An 18,842-nucleotide genomic window follows, 5' to 3' on the forward strand; every position below is an offset into this window, starting at 1 on the left:
CCGGGTTAATTCCCGCCCGCACCGGCGGTTTCCCTGTTAAACGCCTCCGCCCGGGGGGGCGCCGCCGGCGCCGGCTTTTCCGGCGGGGCCCCGGCGGGCCGTAAAGTCCTGTTCATCCGAACCGTGCCGGCAGTGCTGGCGCTGAATGCGCTGGCGTTGGGCTAGCGCATGATCCCTGAACCGAGCTGGAAAAGGATCATGCACAAATCAATTGCCACAGCGCCGGGCACTGCGGCCGATTTCAGCCGCCTGGATAGGTTGGGCCATAGCCGTTCGGATAGTATCCGCCATCGGCGCCGTTGCCGATGAGGAAGGCACTGCCGGTATCAGCGCGCAGCTTTTGGCTGACATCGTCGAGCTGCGCCAGCAACTGCTGATATTGCGTGCTCGGCATCGTTCCCTCGCGTGCGGCCCTCTCGGCGGCCCGGTCGAGTTGAGCGAGCTGCGTGCGCAAGTCACGCGCCTCGCCCGGCTCGCTTGTTCGCCTGGATGGCGCCCTGGATACCTGTCTCCACGCTCTGGATCTGATTGATCAAGGCCGTCTCACGTGGGCCGGCGTAAGCGCCGGCAAACGGAACGAGGAGAAGTGTGGCGAGCGTAGCAGTCCTAAAATTCCTGGGAGCGAAGAAGCGCATGGTTGCGTCTTCTTTACTGGGGAAGGCGGTGGTTGGGAGGGGGCCCTGCCTTCCGGCCGCGGGCCGTCAGCTTCCGTCGCGTCGCGATGAGCGGTTCCACCGCCGGCGGTTCTCGGCCCATGACCAAGGCTAAAAGGCCGTGGCGGCAAAATGTAATTAAAAAAGGTAATTTTTTCAGCTCCTGCCGCTGCCGCACCAGTGCACTAAATGCCGCCGACTTGAGCCGGCTCGCCCTGGCGCATGATATAAGCCAAAGGCTTGCAGATCACCGCTCGGTCAGCTTCAGCTCGATACGGCGGTTCTTGTTGCGCGCCTCTTCGGTATCCGCGGGGTCGAGCGGCTGGAATTCGCCGAAGCCGGCCGCGACCAGCCGGTTGGCCGGCACGCCGTTCTCGATCAGGAACTTGACCACCGAGGTCGAGCGCGCCGTCGACAATTCCCAATTGTCGCGGTAGCGGCCGGTGCCGGAGAGCGGCTTGTTGTCGGTGTGGCCATCGACGCGCAGCACCCAGTTGATCTCCGGCGGGATTTCCTTTTGCAATTCGATGATGGCATCGGCAAGCTTCTTCATCTCGACCTTGCCGGCATCGTTGATCACTTCGGAGCCGGTCGGGAAAAGCACTTCCGACTGGAAGACGAAGCGGTCGCCGACGATACGGATGTTCTCGCGATCGGCGAGAATTTCACGCAAGCGGCCGAAGAAATCGGACCGGTAGCGGTTCAGTTCCTGCACGCGTTGCGCCAGTGCGACGTTGAGGCGGCGGCCGAGATCGGCGATCTTGGTGTTGGATTCGCGGTCACGCGTTTCGGACACGTCGAGCGCTTGTTCGAGCGCCGCGATCTGCTTGCGCAGCGCCGAAATCTGCTGGTTGAGGATCTCGACCTGGCTCAGCGCCTGCTGGCTGATCTGGCGCTGGCTGTCGAGTTCGCCGGAAAGGGCCGTGGCACGCTGGTTGGCGGCATCGCCGGCACCGGCGCCTTGCGCCAGCAATTGCTCGAGCCGGCTTTTTTCGGCCTCCGATGCGGATAGCGATGCCTGCAAATTGGCAAGGGTGTCTTCCTTGTCCTGTGTCGTCGAGCGCTCCAGCGCCAGAAGCTGGGTCAACTCATTGATCTGCGAGTTGAGGCGGTTGAGCACCGTGTCCTTGCCGGAGATCTCGCGGCCGAGCAGGAACTGCGCCAAAACGAAAACCGTGAGCAGGAACATGATCGCCAACAGCAGCGTCGACAGCGCATCGACGAAGCCCGGCCAGTAATCGATGCGGCGGTCGGAGCGCCGGCCTCGCGCCAACGCCACGTCAATGCACTCCAGGCTTCTTCAAGGCGTCGGCGATCTTCTCCAGGGTGTTGCGCATCGCCTTCTGCTCGTCGGACTGGGCCTCGACCCAGTCGCGCATGATCTGCTGTTCCGAGCGCATGTTCTTGACCAGGCCGGAAATGCCGTCGGCGAGATTGGCCATGGCAGTGGCCACGCGCGGATTGGAGCCGCCGCCATTTTCCTGCAGAGTGCGCAGCTTTTCCGATAACAGCCGGATTTCCTCGGAGGGTTCGGTCCTCGCCGCGTCGGCAACGACGATGTCGGAGGACAGGTCGGTGACCGAGGACAGCCAGTTTTCGAGTTCGGTATAGAAGCGCGTCTGGGCGCGGCCGGCCTGCAGGTCGAGGAAGCCGAGCACCAGCGAGCCGGAGAGGCCGAACAGCGAGGACGAGAAGGCGGTGCCCATGCCGGCCAACGGAGCGGAAAGCCCCTGCTTCAGGGATTCGAGCACGGCGGCGGCATCGCCGGTGCCGGGATCGAGCGACTCGATAGTTTCGCGGATCGAGCCGATCGTGTTGAGCAGGCCCCAGAAGGTGCCGAGCAGGCCGAGGAACACCAGCAGTCCGACAAGGTAGCGCGACGTGTCGCGGCTTTCGTCGAGGCGGGTGGCGATCGAATCCAGCATGGTGCGCATCGAACTGGTCGAGAAGGCAATCGTCGAGGAGCGGCCGATCATCGCCTTCATCGGCGCCAGCAGCACCGGTTCGGTTGTCTCGGAACCGGCGCGGAACGAGTTGACCCAGCGCACCTCGCGGAACAGCCGGCCGACCTGAACGAAGGCCAGCAGGATGCCGACCGCAAGCACGCCGATGATCAGGCCGTTGAGACCGGGATTGGTGACGAAGGCGGTCGAGATCTGGCGCGTCAGGATGGCGGCGATAAAGGCCACGATGAACAGAAAGATCACCATGGTCAGCAGAAACACCTGCGGGCTCGACAATTTGTGCGGATCGTAGATCAGAACGTCGGAGCGCCTGCCCATGCCGAAGGATCTGAGAAGAGTCATCCGTGCCCCGTTTCCGATGCCGTCGCCGCCGATCAATTTGTGTTTGCGACTCTAAACGGAATTGTGACGAAATTGAATGGCGCTTGGCAATATTGCCACTGTCCGCGACCGGAGGTCAAAGCCGGTTGATGACCAGGCAGTCGACCATGGCGGCCAGATGCAGGCCGGCGCCGGTGACGACAAAGCCATGCCACAGCGCATTGTGGAAGCGCAGGCCCTTCCAGGCGAAGAAGATCACGCCGCAGGAGTAGACGATGCCGCCGGCAACGATGAGCGCGATCGATGTCGCCGGCAGCGTCCGCACGAGCGGCTCCACCAGAACGAGACCGCTCCAGCCGATGGCTAGATAGAAGACGATCGCCAGCCGGTCGAAACGGCCGGGAAGAAAGACCTTGATAGCGATGCCGACCGCCGCGGCGGTCCAGACCAGGACGATCATCGAAACGGCCAGCGGCGAGCCGCCGAGCTGGGCCAGGAAAGGCGTGTAGGTGGCAGCGATCAGCAGGTAGATCGCGGCATGGTCGAAGCGCCGCAATATCCATTTTGCCGGCGACGACACCGGCCAGACATTGTAGGCCAGCGAAATCGACAGCACGGTGAGCAGCGAGACCACATAGAATGCGGCGGCGACATATTCGCCGGGGCCGGTTCGATAGGCGGCCAGTGCCAGCAGCGTCGAGCCGGCAGCGATCGCCAGCACGATGCCCACGGCGTGGACAATGCCGTCGGCGATGATCTCGGCGCGCGAGTAATGCCAGCGCCCCATAAAAGGAATGTCGAGCTGGGAGAATTCGCTCTCGGATTTGGGCCGGCTGTTCGTCATCGATGATCCTGCGTCGCCTTATCTGGGCGGCCGCGGGCGAGTATTTCAAGCTTTGGTTGCGGTTTTGCGACTGCGGCGCTTCAGCGCGGCGCGCCTCTATCAGCTGGCTGAGAGTGGCCTTTTTATGGTCTTCAACAACGCGCGCTGGATGAGTTCGTTGCCGGCAACCAGCGAACCGGCGTTCAGCGCGTCCTGTCCCCCGGCGAAATCGGAGACGAAACCGCCCGCCTCGCGGATCAGCAAGATGCCGGCGGCGACATCCCAGGCCGACAGGCCGGTTTCCCAGAACCCGTCCATGCGGCCGGCGGCGACGTAGGCGAGATCGAGCGAGGCGGAGCCGAGACGGCGGACGCCAGAAACCTCGGCCATGACATTGCGCAACTCGATGAGGAAATTGCCGTGCTGGCCACGCCCGAGATGCGGCATGCCGCAGCCGATCACCGCATCGACCAGCTTGGTACGGCCGGCGACGCGCAGCCGGCGGTCGTTCATGAAAGCGCCGCCGCCGCGCTCGGCGGTATAGAGCTCATCCATCGCCGGATTGTAGACGACGCCGGCGACGATCTGGCCCTGGCGCTCCAGCGCGATCGAAACGGCAAAGAGCGGAATGCCGTGCAGGAAATTGGTGGTGCCGTCGAGCGGGTCGACGATCCAGCGGTGCTGGCCGTCGTCGCCCTCGATCACGCCGCGTTCCTCCATCAGGAAGGCGTAGCCGGGCCGCGCCTTCGACAGTTCGGCAAAGACGATGTCTTCGGCCTTGCGGTCGGCCTGGCTGACATAGTCGCCTGGCCCCTTCATCGAGACCTGCAGGTTCTGCACTTCGCCGAAGTCACGCGACAGGGAGCGGCCGGCCTTCATTGCGGCCTGGACCATGACATTGAGGATCGCGGAACGCGGCATTGTGTTTCTTCCTGCTGCCCGCGCTTTAGTCGGCGCGGCGCACGTAAGTGATTTCGTTGGTATCGACGATGATGCGCTCGCCCGAGCCGATGAACGGCGGCACCAGCACGCGGATGCCGTTTTCGAGTATCGCCGGCTTGTAGGACGAGGCTGCCGTCTGGCCCTTCACCACCGGGTCGGCCTCGGAGATGGTCAAGGTGACATAGTCGGGCAGCGAAATGCCGATCGGCCTTTCGTCATAGAGCTGGACCGTCACCATCATGCCGTCCTGCAGGAAGGCGGCGCGATCGCCGACGAACTCCTTTTGCAGTTCGAGCTGCTCATAGCTTTCGGTGTCCATGAACACCAGCGCGTCGCCCTGCTCGTAGAGGAAAGAAAAATCCTTCAGATCGAGCCGGATCTGCTCGACCGTTTCGGCCGAACGGAAGCGCTCGTTGAGCTTGGTGCCGTTGATCAGGTTCTTGAGCTCGACCTGGTTGTAGGCGCCGCCCTTGCCGGGCTTGACGGTGTTGGTCCTGACCGCCACCCAAAGGCCGCCATCGTGCTCGATGACGTTGCCGGGACGGATTTCGTTGCCATTGATCTTGGCCATGGTGAGGTGATCCGGAAATGAGATGATCGCCGCAAACGGCAATTTGGCGCCTCCAAGACCACAAATCGCCAGCAGAGGCAAGGAGCGCCTTTCAGGTGAAGCGGGAAGCTGGCCCGGCAGCGCGGCGCGGCAGCCTCAGTCCGTCCCGACGGTTGCGGTGACCGCCCCGGTCACCGCGTCGGCAACCTTTCTCAAAAGATGCAGGTGCGGCGAACGCAGCACGACAATTCGCAGCGACAGCTCGAGGCCGGGAGCGTCGACCAGGGCAATACCCTGCGGCAGCTTTTCCCGCAGCAGCCGCTTGGGCAGCAGGCCAAGGCCTTGGCCTCGACGAACCCAGTCGATCTGCAGCGCGCTGTCCTGAATCTCGGCGCCGACGATCAATCTGTGGCCGCCCTCGGCAAGGGCAGCCGCCAGCCGCCGGCGCGCGTCGCAAGGTTCAGGGCTGAGGACCCAGGGCATGGTCTTGACGTCAACTTGCCGGCCGGTGTTTTCGGCAGCGATGATGCCGAGGGGCTCGGTTCCGACAACACCGTCGCCGGCTTTGGAATTGCTGCCGTCCAGGATGAAGGCGAGGTCGAGCTGTCCGCGCTTGTGCTGGTCGGCCAGCTCAAGACTCCAGCCGCTCTTCAGACGCAGCGAGACCTTCGGAAACCGCGCCACGGCATCAGCAATAGCGGCGGCCACAGCTTTGTCGCAAAGTCCATGCGCGAGGCCGAGCCGCAGCAGGCCCTCCGGTTCGTCGCCCTTGGCGAATGATCTCAGCGCGTCGACCGCAGCGAGAATGTGCTTGCCGCGTGCCAGCACTTCTACGCCGGCCGGGGTCAGTCGTGACGGTTTCAGCCGGCGGTCGAGCAATTCCGTGCCGAGCATTTCCTCCAGCCGCTGGATCTGACGGGTGACGGCCGGCTGCGTCAATGGCAGGCGTCGAGCCACCTTCTGAATCGAACCCTCCTCGGCAAAGAGGGCCAGTGTTTTCAGTTCTTCAAGCACGATACACCCGAACATGTCATAGAAGCATAATTATTCTGAACATTATGAATTTGAAATCGGATGGATGGCAAGCGATTTTCCTCCGGCAGGACCCAGCTGGAAAGGAACGACGATGAAAGCGATCGAATTGCGGAGCCCGGGCGGCCTGGAGAACCTCAAAATGGTCGAGCGGCCGATGCCTGAACCAGGGCGCCAGGAGATGATTGTGAAGGTCAAGGCCACGGCGCTGAACTACCGCGATGCCGAGATCGTCCGCGGCAGCTATCACACGAAGTTTGCATTGCCGCTGGTGCCGCTGTCGGACGGCGTCGGCGAAGTCGTTGCCATCGGCGCCGAGGTCAGCCGGTTCAAGATCGGCGACCGGGTCTGCGGCACGTTCTGGCAACGCTGGGTCGGGGGCAGTTTCGCGATGGCTGAGCCCTCCTATCAACGCGGCGGCCCAATCGACGGGCTGCTCAGCGAATTTGCCCGGCTCGACGAACAGGCGGCGGTGCTGGCGCCGGCCAATCTGAGCGACCTCGAAGCAGCGACGCTGCCATGCGCCGGCGTGACGGCATGGCACGCGCTGTTTACGGAGGGCAGCGTCAAACCCGGCGACACCGTGCTTTGCCTCGGCACCGGCGGCGTTTCGCTGTTTGCGGTGCAGTTCGCCGCCGCTGCCGGGGCGCGCGTCATCGTGACGTCGAGCAGCGACGAGAAGCTTGCGCGGGCAAAGCAACTTGGCGCGCAGGATGGCGTGAACTATCGCAGCGTCCCCGACTGGGCATCGGCCGTGCTGGGATTGACGGATGGCCGCGGCGCCGACCATATCATCGAGGTTGGCGGACCGCAGAGTTTTGCACAATCCCTGAGGGCAGCGGCGCGCGGCGCCCAGATCAACGTCATCGGCTATCTCGGTGGCAATGACGGCGCCATCAACCCGCTCGACATCTTCCGCCGGCAGGTCCGGGCGCGAGGCATACCGGTGGGCTCACGCGAATCCTTCGAGGCGATGAACCGCGCCATTGTCGTCAACCGGTTGAGACCGGTGATCGACCGGGTTATGCCGTGGAACCAGGCCGCCGAAGCCTTTCGGTACCTTGAACACGGCTCGCCCTTCGGCAAGGTCGTGCTCGATCATACGCAGTGAGCCCGCCTGACGAGCCCGGGTGCGATGAGTCGCGAGATCGCGATCAGGGCAGGCGGTTGGCCCGTTGCAGCGCCTGCTGTGTCTGCTCGTCGGTCAGGCCCTGCAGGAAATCGTCCATTTCTTGGTCGATGAGCCCGGCGCGGCGGGCGACAACATACCAGGCGCCGGCTAGGATCAGATCCGGATCGGTGCCGATGCCGTTCATGTAGAGCTTGGCGAGACGGTTCTGGGCAGCGACATTGCCGCCTTCTGCGGCCTGCTTCATCCAGTTGAAGCCGGATTTCAGGTCGCGTGCGCCGCCGCGCCCCTCGATCATCCAGGTGGCGAGATCGATCTGTGCGGTGTCGTAGTTCTGCCGCGCGGCCTGTGCCAGCAGGCCGCGGGCGCGGACATCGTCGCGCGGCTTGCCACCGGCGCCGTTGGCGTAGACCTGTGCCATCGCATATTGTGCGTCGGCAAGCCCGGTCGCGGCAGCGCGCTCGTAATAGGATACGGCTTTGGCAATACCGGCATCGCCGGGCTCCTGCTCGACCATCAGCTGCGCAAAATTGAACTGCGCCAGGCGATTGCCGGCCTCGGCGGCGGCCTGCATCAGCGCATAGGCTTCCTTTTCGTCCTTTTTGACGTAGCGGCCGTCGAGCAGCATCAGCGCATACTGGAATTGCGATTCCGGCACGCCCTGCTCGGCGGCAAGCGCATACCACTTCGCCGCCCCAGCCGCGTCGACCGGCACGCCGAGGCCGCGCGACAGTATCTCGGCCACCAACGTCTGTGCCGCCGGATCGCCGTTTTGAGCACGGGAAAGCGCAAGATTGTAGGCCGTCTTGTAGAGCCCGCGCTGAAAGGCGCCGTAGGCGGCGTCGGACGGCTTTGCGCCGAAGCGGTCGGGGTTGATGGTATCGGCCGACGGCAACGGGGCGGTGGTGGCGGGCTGCGGCAATTGTGCGGCGATCGGCTTATCGGCAGGTTCGCTGGAATCCGGCCTGGGCTGCGGTAGCGGAACGGGTTCCGCCGCTATCGCCTGCGTCACGGCCGTTGCAAGAAAGGCGCTGAAAAGGATTTTCCGCGAGAACACGTCAGTCCTCGAAGCGCGGCGCGGTTTCGTCGAGCAGCGCGTTGGCGGCGGCAACCGCCGTCTTCGGATCGGCGCCGTCGGCGAAGACGGCGCTGGACAGCGCAACGAATTCGGCACCAGTGGCGGCGACCGCTTCCACCGAGGCAAGATCGGATCCGGCCATGACGATGCAAGGGATCTGGATCACGTCCGCCCACCATTGCCCCAGCGACAGGTTGCGCGGGTGCGGCTCCGGCTTGTTGTCGTAACCGAAGCGGCCGAAGAAGATGTAATCAGGCCTGAGCTCGCCGAGTTCCAGCGCATCATCGCGGGTCTTGGCGCCGCCGGTGCCGACCATCATCCTGGCCTGGAAATGTTCGATCGTTTCGGCGAGCTCGTCCTTGCCGACCTCGACATGAATGCCGTCGGCCTGGACGCGGCCGGCGATGCGGGTGTCGCCGGCAATGATGACGGCAATGCCGGCCGCTTGCGCCACCGGCACGATCTGCTCGGCAAAGGCCTGGAAGGCGGCCTCGTCCATACCGTTTTCCGGCAGGATAAGCGAGGCGACGTCACCGCCGGCGAAGGCCGCGGCGATGCGCTCGGCGGGCACGTTCGGCGGCGCGATCAGCACGATACGGCAGCGGTTGGGCGGCGTTGCGTCATTCATTGGTGTTCGGTCCCGGTTATCGCCTATGCCGGGCGAAGATGGTTGCATTGCGGCATAGAGCAAAGTGCGGGAGTTGAACAGGCGGCAGGGGGTCGCTTGCGAGCTCTAGGCTGGCACTTTCGATTTCCACAGCGACCAGCCGAGGTTCATGCCGGCGGCGGCGACCAGGATGGCGGCGGCGCCGACGATCTGCGCCGGCTGCAGACGATGGCCGAAAGCGACCACGTCGACGAGGATGGCGACGACGGGATAGATGAAGGACAGCGATCCCTGCAGATGCGTCGGCAGCTTCTGGATGGCGCCGTACATGAGGATGTACATCAGGCCGGTATGGACGATGCCGAGTGTCGCCAGCATGACCCAACTCCGCGCATCGGCGGGAAGGTGGGTGAGATCGGCGAAGGGTGCCAGCATGAGAACGCCGACGCAGACCTGGATCAGGGCGATCAGGTGCGGCGGCGTGCCTTTGAGCTTCTTGGTGACGATAGCCGCAACGGCCCAGAAGAAAGCCGCGGCCAGCGCCATCGCAATGCCGGTAAAGTAATCGGTACCATGATCGCCTGCATCGGGCGCGGCCTGCACGATCAGCAGCATGCCGGCAAAGGCGATGCCGAGCCAGGTCAGCTTGGTCACCGTCAGCCGTTCGGAGAAGAAGAGCGCGCCAAAACCCACCAGCATGAAGGGCTGCGTGTTGTAGACAGCCGTGGCGATCGAGATCGAGGCACGCGAAAACGCGCTGAACAGCAGCAGCCAGTTGATAACGATGGCAGCACCGCCGAGAGCCGCGATCGCGACAATGCGAAGCGACAGCCTGCCGCGCAGCAGTCCCAGCGCCGCGCAGATGATCAGCAGCGTTACCGCCCCGAAAGCACAGCGCCAGAACACCACGTCCATGATAGGCTGGCCGGAAAGGACGACGAACCAGCCGATCGTGCCGAGGATCGCCATCGCCGCCGTCATTTCGATCGTGCCGCGTACCGTGTTGTCCATGGATGCTCCTGAAACCCGTTGCGATTTGATGATCCCACGGCGGATCGGGTCTTTCTATGACTTGTAGCTGGTGATATGCAGGGCAAACCTCATTAAATTAGGTAAACATCGCTCTTAGCCTGGAATTGTAAAATGCTGGACGATCTCGACAGAAAGCTCCTCGATATCCTGGTCAAGGATTCACGGACCTCGCTGAAGGAACTGGCGCTGCAGGTCGGGTTGTCGTCGCCAAGCGTTTCGGAGCGGCTTCGGCGGCTTGAGGATCGCGGCGTTATCCGAGCGTTCACCATCGACGTCGATCCGCAGGCGCTCGGCTACGCCTTGCAGGCGATCGTTCGCATCCGGCCATTGCCGGGCAAGCTGCACATCGTCCAGAAGCTGATCGAGGAAATCCCGGAATTCGGCGAATGCGACAAGGTGACGGGCGATGACTGCTTCGTTGCCCGGCTGTTCGTCCGCTCGATCGTCGAGCTCGACGGGATTCTCGACCGCATCGCCGACAAGGCCGAAACCAGCACCGCCATCATCAAGGCGCAGCCGATCCGGAGACGCCCGCCGCCGCTCGACATGCCAAACATGTGACGGGTTTCGGTGCCGTGGTCCACATATTTGCGGTCGCGGTCCGATCATTTCTGGTCTATTCAGAGGTCACTTTCCCTCCAGCCTCCTTTCCCTCATGTCAGGCCTGCTCGTCGATCCCTGGTTCTATGCTGCGGCCATTCCGGCCGTCATCCTCGTCGGCCTGTCGAAAGGCGGCTTCGGCGGCGCCGTCGGTTTTGTCGGCGTGCCGTTAATGGCGCTGACCATGCCGCCGGTTCAGGCTGCCGCAATCCTTCTGCCAATTCTGTGCCTGATGGACATTGTCTCGGTGTGGACATGGTGGGGCATCTTCGACCGCAAGATGCTGGCCGACATGATGCCGGGCGCCGTGATCGGCATCGCCCTCGGCTGGCTGACGGCGGCACTTGTAACCGAAGAGATGGTGCGGCTGATCGTCGGCGCGGTTGCCTTTATCTTCGTGCTGCGCTGGCTCTATTTGCAACTCCGCCACGGTGCCGGCCACGCAGCGGAGCCCAACCGCGTCGCCGCCGGCTTCTGGGGTACCGTTGCCGGGTTCACCAGCTTCGTCGCCCATGTCGGCGGCCCGCCTTTTCAGGTCTATGCGCTGCCGATCAGGCTCGATCCGAAGGTGCTGTCGGGCACCGCGGCGATCTTCTTCGCCGTCACCAATGCGCTGAAGCTCATCCCCTATTTCGCGCTCGGCCAGTTCGACACCACCAATTTGACCGCGTCGGCGGTGCTGATGCCGCTGGCGCCGCTGTCGACAATCGCCGGCGCCTGGCTGGTGCGGCGGATGCAGCCGGAACTGTTCTATCCCTTTACCTATGCGACCGTAGCGGTCGTCGCGGTCAAGCTTCTGTGGGACGGCATCGCCGGCCTTCTGTAAGACGGCGGCCCCAGTCGGCCGCCGCCGGATTCCTTAAACCTCAGGCGGCACTCGGCAGCAGCGGCCGCGTCCTGCCAAGCGCCAGGGCAACGCCAGTTGCCAGCACGAACGCCATGCAGCCCAAAATGGTGATGTCGTGCAGCGTCGGCTTCAGCACCATGTCTGCGATGATCACCAGCATCACCGAATAGTCGAAGCGCGCGGCATTGAGGACGCGCTGGCCCTGGGCAAGCACTGCCGGCGTCACGCCATCCTTGGCGATCATGCCTGCCATGCGGTCGGCAGTCGGCTTGAAGACGAACATGCCGATGCAGAAGGTCGTCGCATAACCGGCAAGGCCGATCAGCACCCACAGATCGGAAAAGCCGACCCAGAAGCCGCACATGATGAGGCCGAAGAGCAATGTCAGCATCGACATCGGCGCGAAGAACCGGTTGCCGAGCTCGCCGGTGGCGCGCATCGCCTGCAGCATGCCTTCGACGTTTCCGGCACGGTCGGCGCGTACCGCAAGCAGCATCAGCGTGAAGCCGCCGCCGACCCAGAGGATCGCCGAGACGATGTGCAGAAATTTAACGACCGAGTACCAGTCCATTGTTTGCTCCTTGAGAGATTTTCATGATTGCCGGAGCGCAAGGTTTGCTCCGCCTCGTTGCGAGGAGCGCGGCGTTTAGCGCGCCGCCTGTTTCGGAACGATGTCGTGCGCAGTGCCGCTTTGTTTCGGTATGTCGGTCACGATCTGGAGGAACCATGGCGCAAGCGGGTCGCCCCCGCTTCCAGCCAGTGGTGTGAACGCCGCCCTGGCCGGTCAGCTGTGCTGTTACGGCACAGATGCCGGGCCCTTGATCGAAAAATATGCGCTGCGTTAAGGCTTCGTTAAGCTTTACAGGCGTTTACTATGTCCATCCAGTGATCTGGATTCTTACCGAGTGGTTGGAGCCACTTTGTTTGACGCCTCCCTGTTAAACTCCTGAGAGCCGCCTTATCCGCGGCTCTTTTTTTGTTCGCAGGCATGGACGTCTAGCGGCTAAATGCGGCCGTTAACCGTTTGTTAAACATGTGCTTGCCTTCACCGGCAGCGAAGCGCATTTTCAAGCTTCAGTCGTTTAGGCTGCCGGATGTGGCAGACCAAGAGCCGAATCGGCCGGCTTTGAGGCAAGTGCAGGGGCGTAGCAATGAACGAGCCTTCGAAGGCTGGCGCGAAAACCATCAAACTGGCGGAGCGCCGGGTTTTCTCCCAATCCTTCAAGCCGCTCTATCAGGAAGGCATGGGCCTGGTCGAGCAGGCGGCCGAGTATCTCGACGGCAAGGGCCGCGCCGAGGCCAAGAAGCTGTCGAGGCCGGCGGCGACGCTTTATGCCGCCGAATCGATGCGGCTGACCACCAGGCTGATGCAGGTCGCCTCTTGGCTGCTTTTGCAGCGGGCGGCGAATTCCGGCGAGATGACCCGCGATCAGGTGGCCTCAGAAAAATCCAAGGTGCGTCTCGACACCGCCTCGGCGCATGAGGAGGCGCCCGGCTGGGCCGAACTGCCGAACGATTTCATCGACCTCGTCAACCGCTCGCTGCGCCTGCAGGCGCTGGTGCGCCGCATGGACGAGGAGATCTATGGCGGCCTCGCCGAGGCGCCGCCGTCGGGCCGTCGCCTCAATCCGGTGTCCGACCAAATCACGCTGCTCAACACGGCTTTCGCCCGCGGCTGAGAGACCGTTTGGAAACTCTACCAGCGGTCATCTGGCGGCGTTTTCTCCGCTTACCTGCAGCGCCGCGCGTCCTTTTGGACGCGCAAAGGACGCTGCAGCAGTTCAATTGCGCATGATCCCCTCGGGATCACGCGTGGGCTCACGGACCCAAATGTCCGCTGCGCTCCGGTTCTCGAAACCACCACCATATGACTCGCCGGGGCGACTTTCGAAAACGATCTCAGAGGCTCTCTGGACATGACGAGCCCTCGTTTCTGGTTTGTTCACATTTCGCTGGCATCGCTGTTCCCCGAAGGTAGACTTGACGGATGGGGGAAGCGATTCGCATCATCGGCATCGATCCAGGGCTGAGGCGCACCGGCTGGGGCATAGTCGAAAGCCTAGGCAATTCGCTGCGCTTCGTCGCTTCCGGCACGGTGCGGTCCGACGACAAGGCCGCCCTGGCGATGCGTCTTTGCCAATTGCACGACGGGCTCGCCGAGGTCCTGCATGCCGCGATGCCGCACGAGGCGGCGGTCGAGCAAACTTTCGTCAACAAGGACGCCGCAGCGACGCTCAAACTCGGCCAGGCACGCGGCATCGCCATGCTGGTGCCGGCGCGTGCCGGCCTTGTAGTTGCCGAATACGCGCCAAACGCCGTCAAGAAGGCGGTGATCGGAGTCGGCCATGGCGACAAGAAGCAGATCCACATGATGGTCAAGGTGCTGATGCCGAAGGCGACTTTCGACAGCGACGACGCCGCCGATGCGCTGGCCATCGCCATCTGTCACGCACACCACCGGCAGAGCATCGCCTACAGGCTGGCGGCGCTGGTCGGATAAGTTTGTTCTTGACTTGTTCTCAGGTCGGCAATAAGTAATACCGACGAGGTATTACCATGCGCGTTACCACCAAGGGGCAAGTGACCATCCCGAAGGAGATACGGGATCATCTGGGTATCGGCCCAGGTTCGGAGGTGGAGTTCGTTCCCACCGAGGACGGCGCTCGTGTCATTGCGGTCAACGAAAACATGTCGCAGGAGGAAGCCTCGCGCAGATTCAGCCAGACGCTCGATCGTATGGCCGGTACGCTGGACCTAGGGGGCATGACGACGGACGAATATATGGAATGGCTGAGGGGCCCGCGTGAAGACCTCGACATTGATTGACACAAATGTCTTGGTCGACGTTTGGGGTCCTGCCGGACGGGAGAGGAAGTGGTCGGCGTCGGCAATTACCGCATGCCGGCGCGACGGCGCGCTTGTCATCAACACAATCGTCTGGTCCGAACTCGCGCCGCTGATTGCAACGGAGAAGGCCCTTCGCCAGGCAGCCGACATGCTCAAGATCGAGCGTGAATTCCTGCCGTGGGAAGCAGCCTTCCTGGCCGGTGTTACGCATTCCCGCTATCGCAGCGCCGGCGGCCTCCGCGAACGAACGCTGCCGGATTTCTTTATTGGAGCCCATGCAGTTGTTGCCGGGCATCGCCTGCTGACGCGCGATGCCGCGCGCTATCGCAGCTACTTCCCGGACCTCGATATCATCTCTCCGGAAACCCACCCGGCATGATCGGCAAGCTCAAATGATCGGCAAGCTAAAAGGCACGCTGGACGAAATCGACGAGGATTTCTGCATCGTCGACGTGCATGGCGTCGGCTACGTCGCCTATTGCTCGGCGCGTACGCTGGCGGCATTACCGCAGCCGGGCGAGGCGGTGGTGCTGTTCATCGAGACCTACGTACGCGAGGACATGCTGCGGCTCTATGGGTTCCAGTCGGTGCTGGAGCGCGAGTGGTTCCGGCTGTTGATGAACAATGTGCAAGGCGTCGGCGCCAAGGTGGCGCTGGCCATCCTGTCGACGCTGGCGCCGGCCGATCTCGCCAATGCGATTGCGCTGCGCGATATCGCCATGGTCAGCCGCGCGCCCGGCGTCGGCAAGAAGGTCGCCGAGCGCATCGTCACCGAGTTGAAGACCAAAGCGCCGGCCTATGCGGGCACCGCCTCCGGCACCATCGGCTTGAAGCAGGAGCTCGGTGAGGGCGTTGCCTCGGCGCCGATCACCGACGCCGTCTCGGCGCTGGTCAATCTCGGCTATTCGCGCGACACCGCCGCCAATGCAGTCGCAGCGGCGCTGAAGACGGCAGGTGAGGAGGCGGACGCATCGAAGCTGATCCGCTTCGGGCTGAAGGAGCTCGCACGGTGAGACGTTGCTGGAAAGTGAAATTCCAACTACTATGTGATCGGTAAGAATTTTCTCCAGGAGTAAGAATATGGGCGCATATGCCAGTCTGACCTCCAAGGGACAGCTCACGATTCCAAAGGACGTCCGCGACGCCTTGTCGCTCAAGACGGGCGATACGATCGCCTGGACGGTCATGGATGGTTACCTGATCGGAACGCCGCGCAACCTCGGATTTGCCGATCTCGCCGGATTCTTGGGTGATCCGCCTGGCGGTCCCGCTACGCTGGAGGAAATCGACGCCGCTGTGCGGGATGCCGTCGGCCGGCATGTTGTCGGGGATAGATCAAATGACGGACAAGAGGGTCCCGCTTGACGTCGATCGGCATCGATACCAACGTTCTGCTTCGCATGGTGCTCAATGATGATCCGGAGCAGCGGGCAAAGGCGCTTGCGTTCGGCAGCGGCCTTAGTGTGGAAATGCCCGGCTTCGTGAGTTTGATCGTGCTGGTCGAATTCAGCTGGTCGTTGGCTTCGCGCTACAGGCAGCCAAAGGAACAAGTATTGGCCGCAATCCAGAGGCTGCTCAAGATCAAGACGCTGGAGTTCGAAGACTTCGATGCCATCGTCATCGCGCTCGAGCGATCGAATTCAGTGCAGGTCGACTTTGCCGACGCGTTGATTGCGGAACACAATCGAAAATTAGGTTGCTCGCACACGGTCACCTTCGATCAGCGCGCTGCCAAGGCCATTCCCGGTATGGAACTGCTCGCATGAGCCTTTCGCCACGCCTCATTGCTCCCGACAGACGCGGCGAGGACGCCGAGCAGACCTTGCGGCCGCAGACGCTCGGCGACTTCGTCGGCCAGGCGGCGGTGCGGGCCAATCTCAAAGTCTTCATCGAGGCCGCCAAGGGCCGCAGCGAAGCGCTCGACCATGTGCTGTTCGTCGGCCCGCCCGGCCTCGGCAAGACGACGCTGGCGCAGATCATGGCGCGCGAGCTCGGCGTCAATTTCCGCTCGACCTCGGGTCCGGTCATCGCCAAGGCCGGCGATCTGGCGGCGTTGCTCACCAATCTCGAAGACCGCGACGTGCTGTTCATCGACGAGATCCACCGGCTCAACCCGGCGGTCGAGGAAATCCTCTATCCGGCGATGGAGGATTTCCAGCTCGACCTGATCATCGGCGAGGGGCCAGCGGCGCGTTCGGTCAAGATCGACCTGGCCCGCTTCACGCTAGTCGCCGCCACCACCCGGCTCGGCCTGTTGACCAACCCGCTGCGCGACCGTTTCGGCATTCCGGTGCGGCTCAATTTCTACTCGGTCGAGGAACTCGAGCAGATCGTGCGGCGCGGCGCCCGCATCCTTGCCATGCCGCTCGGCGACGACGGTGCCTTGGAGATCGCCCGGCGGGCGCGCGGCACGCCGCGCATCGCCGGCCGGCTGTTGCGCCGGGTGCGCGACTTCGCCAGCGTTGCCGGCGACGGTCATGTCGACCGCAAGGTCGCCGACGAGGCGCTGACGCGGCTGGAGGTCGACGGGCTCGGCCTCGACGCGCTCGACCGCCGTTATCTGTCGATGATCGCCCGGAATTTCGGCGGTGGGCCGGTCGGCATCGAAACCATCGCGGCCGGGCTTTCCGAACCACGCGATGCCATCGAGGACATCATCGAACCCTTTCTGATCCAGCAGGGCTTCATCATGCGCACGCCGCGCGGCCGCGTGCTGGCGGCCAATGCCTGGCGGCATCTCGGCCTCGACGCGCCGAAGGACCTGGCGCAGCAGCAGATCAGCCTGTTCCAGGAAGAGCCCTAAGTTCCGCTACTTATGGCTTTGCTGCTGGCAGTTCCCCGGCCCAGCCCTCCAGGTCTTGATCATCGCCGGTCTATGCGCAAAACAGGTGGTGCCAAAACAGATGCTCGTCGGGAACAAAAGGACAGCGCAATGGACGATCAAGGTGAATCGGCATTGTCCGCCGGGCTCTCCGGCGCGCTGACGGAATTCGGCCATCGATTGATGGCGCGGGTCTATTATGCAGACACCGATTTTTCCGGCGTCGTCTACCACGCGCGCTATCTCGAATTCTTCGAGCGCGGCCGTTCCGACTATCTGCGGCTGGCCGGCGTCCACCACACCGAGCTTGCCGACGGCAAGCATGGCGAGAGAATAGTCTGGGTGGTGCGGCGCATGGAGATCGACTTCCGCGGTTCGGCTCGCATGGACGACATCCTGACCATCGATACGCGCACCGACGGGATTTCCGGCGCCCGCATCGTCATGGCGCAACAGTTGAAGCGCGGCAGCGAAGTGCTGGTCGAGGCGCGTGTCGAAGCGGCGATTGTCGGCGAGAACGGGCGGCCGCGGCGCTTTCCCAAGGACTGGATCGCAGCCTTCATGCCCAGAACGCGCAAATAAGGGCTCAGAGGCGGACGATCCGGAACTCCTGATCGGGCGAGGATCGCCGGGCGGCTCGTCGGGGCGCGGCAATGCGCCGCGCTGTACGTCATAACCCATCCTTAACCATAACGGTCCATGAAGGGATTGGTTAAGATTGGGAGAATCCAAGCGCCTTCCTTTCACCAATATTTGCCCCGAAAAGGCCGCCAACGGTGCATTTGGGGTTATTCCGCAAGCTTAACGCGAACGGACCACAAGGGATGCCCATGGGCCAGCCGCCAGCCACGCCCGGAAAATCTTTAAGGACGTAACATGGAAAACATCGCTCTCGCCGAACCGGGCGCGCATTTATCGATTTGGGCCTTGTTCATGCAGGCCGGTTGGGTGGTCAAGCTGGTCATGATCGGCTTGCTCTGCGCCTCGATCTGGACCTGGGCAATCATCGTCGACAAGCTCGTCGCCTATGCCCGCATGCGGCTGGCGCTCAACCGCTTCGAGCAGGTGTTCTGGTCGGGACAGTCGCTGGAAGAGCTTTACCGCACGCTCGCCGACCGCAAGACGACCGGCATGAGCGCGATCTTCGTCGCCGCCATGCGCGAATGGAAGAAAAGCTTCGAGAAGGGCGCGAAATCGCCGCTCGGCCTGCAGACCCGCATCGACAAGGCAATGGATCTGGCGTTGACCCGCGAAATGGAAAAGCTGGAAGGGCGGCTCGGGTTTCTCGCCACCACCGGCTCGGCGGCGCCCTTCATCGGCCTGTTCGGCACGGTTATCGGCATCATGACCTCGTTCCAGGCGATCGCAGCCTCGAAGAACACCAGCCTGTCGGTGGTCGCGCCCGGCATCGCCGAAGCGCTGCTGGCGACGGCCATCGGCCTGCTCGCCGCCATTCCCGCCGTCATCGCCTATAACAAGCTGTCGTCGGACGCGAGCAAGATCGCGGTGCGCATGGAAGGCTTCGCGGATGAGTTCTCCGCCATACTCTCGCGCCAAATCGATGAAAAAGTCGCGCAGAAGGCCTGAGGAACGATC

At 63.1% G+C, this 18,842-nt stretch carries 24 protein-coding genes; 13 read left to right on the top strand and 11 right to left on the bottom strand.

Going from position 1 to position 18,842, the window contains the following annotated elements:
* Nucleotides 1-241: 241 nt before the first annotated feature.
* The 7 genes from NKJ72_RS04880 to NKJ72_RS04910 all read right to left on the bottom strand — a co-directional run bounded on the left by NKJ72_RS04880 (nt 242) and on the right by NKJ72_RS04910 (nt 6,267).
* Nucleotides 242-454: a hypothetical protein gene (locus NKJ72_RS04880; protein ID WP_352476084.1), complete on the bottom strand. Its 213-nt coding sequence runs from the start codon at nt 452-454 to the stop codon at nt 242-244.
* 446 nt (nt 455-900) lie between these two features.
* Nucleotides 901-1,932, bottom strand: a complete 1,032-nt coding sequence (locus NKJ72_RS04885; RefSeq protein ID WP_352465687.1) for a peptidoglycan -binding protein — start codon at nt 1,930-1,932, stop codon at nt 901-903.
* A gap of 1 nt (nt 1,933) precedes the next feature.
* Nucleotides 1,934-2,959: a MotA/TolQ/ExbB proton channel family protein gene (locus NKJ72_RS04890; RefSeq protein ID WP_352476085.1), complete on the bottom strand. Its 1,026-nt coding sequence runs from the start codon at nt 2,957-2,959 to the stop codon at nt 1,934-1,936.
* A 115-nt stretch (nt 2,960-3,074) separates the two neighbouring features.
* Nucleotides 3,075-3,782, bottom strand: a complete 708-nt coding sequence (trhA, locus tag NKJ72_RS04895) for a PAQR family membrane homeostasis protein TrhA (RefSeq protein WP_352476086.1) — start codon at nt 3,780-3,782, stop codon at nt 3,075-3,077.
* 99 nt (nt 3,783-3,881) lie between these two features.
* Nucleotides 3,882-4,682, bottom strand: a complete 801-nt coding sequence (locus NKJ72_RS04900; RefSeq protein WP_352476087.1) for an inositol monophosphatase family protein — start codon at nt 4,680-4,682, stop codon at nt 3,882-3,884.
* A 25-nt stretch (nt 4,683-4,707) separates the two neighbouring features.
* Nucleotides 4,708-5,274, bottom strand: coding sequence for an elongation factor P (gene efp / locus NKJ72_RS04905; protein WP_352476088.1), 567 nt, complete (start codon nt 5,272-5,274; stop codon nt 4,708-4,710).
* Between the two features lie 135 nt (nt 5,275-5,409).
* Nucleotides 5,410-6,267: a LysR family transcriptional regulator gene (locus NKJ72_RS04910; protein WP_352476089.1), complete on the bottom strand. Its 858-nt coding sequence runs from the start codon at nt 6,265-6,267 to the stop codon at nt 5,410-5,412.
* Between the two features lie 112 nt (nt 6,268-6,379).
* Between NKJ72_RS04910 and NKJ72_RS04915 the strand changes: the two genes are divergently transcribed.
* The gene (locus NKJ72_RS04915) at nt 6,380-7,396 is read left to right on the top strand and encodes a zinc-dependent alcohol dehydrogenase family protein (RefSeq protein WP_352476090.1); all 1,017 of its coding nucleotides are present in this window, start codon (nt 6,380-6,382) and stop codon (nt 7,394-7,396) included.
* Between the two features lie 43 nt (nt 7,397-7,439).
* Here NKJ72_RS04915 and NKJ72_RS04920 read toward each other — a convergent pair whose 3' ends face one another.
* From NKJ72_RS04920 to NKJ72_RS04930, 3 genes are all read right to left on the bottom strand, one after another.
* Nucleotides 7,440-8,471: a tetratricopeptide repeat protein gene (locus NKJ72_RS04920; RefSeq protein ID WP_352476091.1), complete on the bottom strand. Its 1,032-nt coding sequence runs from the start codon at nt 8,469-8,471 to the stop codon at nt 7,440-7,442.
* 1 nt (nt 8,472) lies between these two features.
* On the bottom strand, nt 8,473-9,120 hold the full coding sequence (locus tag NKJ72_RS04925; RefSeq protein WP_254816453.1) for a thiamine phosphate synthase: 648 nt from the start codon (nt 9,118-9,120) through the stop codon (nt 8,473-8,475).
* 105 nt (nt 9,121-9,225) lie between these two features.
* Nucleotides 9,226-10,110 (bottom strand): DMT family transporter, encoded by an 885-nt coding sequence (locus NKJ72_RS04930; RefSeq protein WP_352476092.1) that lies wholly within the window; start codon nt 10,108-10,110, stop codon nt 9,226-9,228.
* A 132-nt stretch (nt 10,111-10,242) separates the two neighbouring features.
* Between NKJ72_RS04930 and NKJ72_RS04935 the strand changes: the two genes are divergently transcribed.
* Both NKJ72_RS04935 and NKJ72_RS04940 read left to right on the top strand, forming a co-directional pair.
* Complete coding sequence (locus tag NKJ72_RS04935) at nt 10,243-10,692, top strand: Lrp/AsnC family transcriptional regulator (RefSeq protein WP_352476093.1); 450 nt, start codon at nt 10,243-10,245, stop codon at nt 10,690-10,692.
* A gap of 94 nt (nt 10,693-10,786) precedes the next feature.
* Nucleotides 10,787-11,557: a sulfite exporter TauE/SafE family protein gene (locus NKJ72_RS04940; RefSeq protein ID WP_352476094.1), complete on the top strand. Its 771-nt coding sequence runs from the start codon at nt 10,787-10,789 to the stop codon at nt 11,555-11,557.
* A 40-nt stretch (nt 11,558-11,597) separates the two neighbouring features.
* On the opposite strand, the gene NKJ72_RS04945 is transcribed toward NKJ72_RS04940, so the two are convergent.
* Nucleotides 11,598-12,149, bottom strand: a complete 552-nt coding sequence (locus NKJ72_RS04945; protein WP_352476095.1) for a DUF2269 family protein — start codon at nt 12,147-12,149, stop codon at nt 11,598-11,600.
* A gap of 580 nt (nt 12,150-12,729) precedes the next feature.
* Here NKJ72_RS04945 and rcdA point away from each other — a divergent pair.
* The 10 genes from rcdA to tolQ all read left to right on the top strand — a co-directional run bounded on the left by rcdA (nt 12,730) and on the right by tolQ (nt 18,833).
* Nucleotides 12,730-13,257 carry a protease adaptor protein RcdA gene (gene rcdA, locus NKJ72_RS04950; protein ID WP_352476096.1) on the top strand — a complete coding sequence of 176 codons (528 nt, stop codon included), beginning with the start codon at nt 12,730-12,732 and terminating at the stop codon, nt 13,255-13,257.
* Between the two features lie 308 nt (nt 13,258-13,565).
* Nucleotides 13,566-14,078 (top strand): crossover junction endodeoxyribonuclease RuvC, encoded by a 513-nt coding sequence (gene ruvC, locus NKJ72_RS04955; protein WP_254816459.1) that lies wholly within the window; start codon nt 13,566-13,568, stop codon nt 14,076-14,078.
* A gap of 56 nt (nt 14,079-14,134) precedes the next feature.
* Complete coding sequence (locus tag NKJ72_RS04960) at nt 14,135-14,404, top strand: AbrB/MazE/SpoVT family DNA-binding domain-containing protein (protein ID WP_352476097.1); 270 nt, start codon at nt 14,135-14,137, stop codon at nt 14,402-14,404.
* The gene (locus tag NKJ72_RS04965; RefSeq protein ID WP_352476098.1) at nt 14,382-14,804 is read left to right on the top strand and encodes a type II toxin-antitoxin system VapC family toxin; all 423 of its coding nucleotides are present in this window, start codon (nt 14,382-14,384) and stop codon (nt 14,802-14,804) included. The genes NKJ72_RS04960 and NKJ72_RS04965 overlap by 23 nt, the downstream gene beginning before the upstream one ends.
* A 13-nt stretch (nt 14,805-14,817) precedes the next feature.
* Complete coding sequence (ruvA, locus tag NKJ72_RS04970; protein WP_352476099.1) at nt 14,818-15,438, top strand: Holliday junction branch migration protein RuvA; 621 nt, start codon at nt 14,818-14,820, stop codon at nt 15,436-15,438.
* Between the two features lie 67 nt (nt 15,439-15,505).
* A complete protein-coding gene (locus NKJ72_RS04975) occupies nt 15,506-15,790 on the top strand; it encodes an AbrB/MazE/SpoVT family DNA-binding domain-containing protein (protein WP_352476100.1) in 285 nt (94 codons plus the stop codon).
* Nucleotides 15,787-16,191, top strand: a complete 405-nt coding sequence (locus NKJ72_RS04980) for a type II toxin-antitoxin system VapC family toxin (protein WP_352476101.1) — start codon at nt 15,787-15,789, stop codon at nt 16,189-16,191. Before NKJ72_RS04975 ends, NKJ72_RS04980 begins: the two co-directional genes overlap by 4 nt.
* Nucleotides 16,188-17,228 (top strand): Holliday junction branch migration DNA helicase RuvB, encoded by a 1,041-nt coding sequence (gene ruvB, locus NKJ72_RS04985; protein WP_023677999.1) that lies wholly within the window; start codon nt 16,188-16,190, stop codon nt 17,226-17,228. Before NKJ72_RS04980 ends, ruvB begins: the two co-directional genes overlap by 4 nt.
* A 129-nt stretch (nt 17,229-17,357) precedes the next feature.
* Nucleotides 17,358-17,828, top strand: a complete 471-nt coding sequence (gene ybgC / locus NKJ72_RS04990) for a tol-pal system-associated acyl-CoA thioesterase (RefSeq protein ID WP_352476102.1) — start codon at nt 17,358-17,360, stop codon at nt 17,826-17,828.
* Nucleotides 17,829-18,122: 294 nt separating this feature from the next.
* Complete coding sequence (gene tolQ / locus NKJ72_RS04995; RefSeq protein WP_254816465.1) at nt 18,123-18,833, top strand: protein TolQ; 711 nt, start codon at nt 18,123-18,125, stop codon at nt 18,831-18,833.
* Nucleotides 18,834-18,842 lie beyond the last annotated feature (9 nt).

The organism is Mesorhizobium sp. M0045 (assembly GCF_040323385.1).
In the GTDB taxonomy this organism is placed as follows: domain Bacteria; phylum Pseudomonadota; class Alphaproteobacteria; order Rhizobiales; family Rhizobiaceae; genus Mesorhizobium.

Coding starts and splice junctions, on each gene's coding strand:
- NKJ72_RS04890 (WP_352476085.1), bottom strand. CDS start 2,959: ATGACTCTTCTCAGATCCTTCGGCATGGGCAGGCGCTCCGACGTTCTG.
- trhA (WP_352476086.1), bottom strand. CDS start 3,782: ATGACGAACAGCCGGCCCAAATCCGAGAGCGAATTCTCCCAGCTCGAC.
- NKJ72_RS04900 (WP_352476087.1), bottom strand. CDS start 4,682: ATGCCGCGTTCCGCGATCCTCAATGTCATGGTCCAGGCCGCAATGAAG.
- efp (WP_352476088.1), bottom strand. CDS start 5,274: ATGGCCAAGATCAATGGCAACGAAATCCGTCCCGGCAACGTCATCGAG.
- NKJ72_RS04915 (WP_352476090.1), top strand. CDS start 6,380: ATGAAAGCGATCGAATTGCGGAGCCCGGGCGGCCTGGAGAACCTCAAA.
- NKJ72_RS04925 (WP_254816453.1), bottom strand. CDS start 9,120: ATGAATGACGCAACGCCGCCCAACCGCTGCCGTATCGTGCTGATCGCG.
- NKJ72_RS04930 (WP_352476092.1), bottom strand. CDS start 10,110: ATGGACAACACGGTACGCGGCACGATCGAAATGACGGCGGCGATGGCG.
- NKJ72_RS04935 (WP_352476093.1), top strand. CDS start 10,243: ATGCTGGACGATCTCGACAGAAAGCTCCTCGATATCCTGGTCAAGGAT.
- NKJ72_RS04940 (WP_352476094.1), top strand. CDS start 10,787: ATGTCAGGCCTGCTCGTCGATCCCTGGTTCTATGCTGCGGCCATTCCG.
- NKJ72_RS04945 (WP_352476095.1), bottom strand. CDS start 12,149: ATGGACTGGTACTCGGTCGTTAAATTTCTGCACATCGTCTCGGCGATC.
- rcdA (WP_352476096.1), top strand. CDS start 12,730: ATGAACGAGCCTTCGAAGGCTGGCGCGAAAACCATCAAACTGGCGGAG.
- ruvC (WP_254816459.1), top strand. CDS start 13,566: ATGGGGGAAGCGATTCGCATCATCGGCATCGATCCAGGGCTGAGGCGC.
- NKJ72_RS04960 (WP_352476097.1), top strand. CDS start 14,135: ATGCGCGTTACCACCAAGGGGCAAGTGACCATCCCGAAGGAGATACGG.
- ruvA (WP_352476099.1), top strand. CDS start 14,818: ATGATCGGCAAGCTAAAAGGCACGCTGGACGAAATCGACGAGGATTTC.
- NKJ72_RS04975 (WP_352476100.1), top strand. CDS start 15,506: ATGGGCGCATATGCCAGTCTGACCTCCAAGGGACAGCTCACGATTCCA.
- ruvB (WP_023677999.1), top strand. CDS start 16,188: ATGAGCCTTTCGCCACGCCTCATTGCTCCCGACAGACGCGGCGAGGAC.
- ybgC (WP_352476102.1), top strand. CDS start 17,358: ATGGACGATCAAGGTGAATCGGCATTGTCCGCCGGGCTCTCCGGCGCG.
- tolQ (WP_254816465.1), top strand. CDS start 18,123: ATGGAAAACATCGCTCTCGCCGAACCGGGCGCGCATTTATCGATTTGG.